The organism is Saccharomonospora iraqiensis subsp. iraqiensis (assembly GCF_000430445.1).
Lineage (GTDB): Bacteria > Actinomycetota > Actinomycetes > Mycobacteriales > Pseudonocardiaceae > Saccharomonospora > Saccharomonospora iraqiensis.
The window spans coordinates 1-1,719 of the sequence record NZ_AICW01000182.1; the positions used below are offsets into that span (position 1 = coordinate 1).

Here is a 1,719-nt window from a genome sequence, read left to right on the forward strand (position 1 = left end):
CGCGCCACCAGGGCCCGGCCGCCGGTGGCCATGTGCCGTCGGCGCACCAGGTTCGAGGCCACCCGCCAGGCCGCCACGACCGCCGCCCACCGGCCGCGCCAGGTGCGCTTGACCATGGCGAGGTCGTGGTAGTCCTTCGCGGTGACCCACAGGCCGAGCGGGCCCTGCATGGTGTTCGGTCGCTGGTCGCGTTCGAGCTCGCCGAGCTTGCGGGTGTCGAACGGTCTGGCCTCCACCGACCGGCCCTGCGGCCTGCCGCCCTCGTACTCGGGGTGGTAGTCGGAGTAGCCCTTGACCCAGAAGAACCGCATCCACCGGCTCCGGCCGAGCAGCTCCATCGTGGCCGGGCCGTGGTCGATGTAGGCGTCGATGCGTGCCTCGGGCACCCGGCCTCCGGTCAGCCGGAGCAGGTAACTCCGGATCGACTCGCGGCTGTCGTGGTGTCCCTTCGCCCGCAGCGTCGGATTGTTCGGGATCCAGATCCCGCCGCCGGACAGCGCGGTGCTCCCACCGAAGGTCTTGCCCTTGTCCACCACGAGCGCGCGCAGGCCGGCGTCGTGCGCGGCCAGCGCCGCGGTCATCCCGCCGCCCCCGCTGCCGACGACCAGGAAGTCGACCTCGTGGTCCCATCCGTCCCGGCCGGGGAACCCGTCCACAGTGGGCATCTCGTGGGTGCCGGACACGGGGTCAGCCGTCCTCTCGGGTGAGGAAGGCCTGCACGACGTTCTCGAAGGCCTCCTTCTGCTCGATCATCGCCCAGTGCCCACAGTTGCCGAACACGTGCAGTTCGGCGTCCGGGATGGTGCGCATCGGCACCAACGCCATGTCGAGCGGGCTGACCCGGTCGTCGCGGCCCCAGGTGAGCAGGGTCTTGGCGCGGACCCTGTGCAACGTCGCCCAGTAGGGCGCCCGGTCGGACTTCGCCTCCATCTCCTGACGGAACCGCATCGCCTCCCGGCCGTACATCGTCTTCGCGCTCGCCAGCGTGTCCGGGTCGGTGGCGTGTTCCCAGCGTTCCTCGATCAGCTCCTCGGTGATCAGCGAGGGGTCGTACACCATGGAGTGCAGCCACTGCACCAGCTTGTCGCGGGTGGGGTTCTCGGTGAACTCCATCAGCAGGTTGATCCCCTCGGGCGGGCCGGGGGTGAACAGGTTCCGACCGATCCCGCCGATGGTCACCATCCGCCGCACCCGCTCCGGGTGGTTGACCGCGAGCTGGGTGGCGATGATCCCGCCCATCGAGTTGCCGATGACGTCGACCGTGTCGAGACCGAGCCCGTCGAGGAAGCGCACGACCGCCCCGGGCGCGGCGAGCATCGGGTGCTCGTCGGTGGGATCGCTGACGCCGAATCCCGGGAACTCCAGGACCAGACACCGGAACCGGCGGGCGAGCGTGGGCAGGTTCCCGCGGAAGTTGCGCCATCCGGTCACGCCCGGACCCGACCCGTGCAGCAGCAGCAGCGGTGGTCCGCTTCCCGCCTCGTGGTAGCGCAGCACGCCCTTGTCGGTCGGCAGTTCGCGCAGCGTCGACCCGTGGTCGATCTCGGTGCTCATGACGCGGACGGTAGTGAGCGTGCGCGGGTCGCCGCCCGCGGCCATCCCGGTCACCGGGACGACCGGACGGACGCTCAGAGCCACGCGCCCGCCCGGCCGACGGCGAGCAGCCGGTCCATCGTCTCGGCGGAGAAGGTCGCCCCGGGTGCCCCGTCGCCCCCCGGC

General features: G+C 71.3%; 2 protein-coding genes. Both read right to left on the reverse strand.

Going from position 1 to position 1,719, the window contains the following annotated elements:
- Window positions 1–683 (reverse strand): FAD-binding protein (locus ACTIR_RS0100085; RefSeq protein ID WP_026452766.1); only part of this gene is annotated, 683 nt, incomplete at its 3' end.
- A 4-nt stretch (window positions 684–687) separates the two neighbouring features.
- Window positions 688–1,554, reverse strand: a complete 867-nt coding sequence (locus ACTIR_RS0100090; protein ID WP_026452767.1) for an alpha/beta fold hydrolase — start codon at window positions 1,552–1,554, stop codon at window positions 688–690.
- Window positions 1,555–1,719 lie beyond the last annotated feature (165 nt).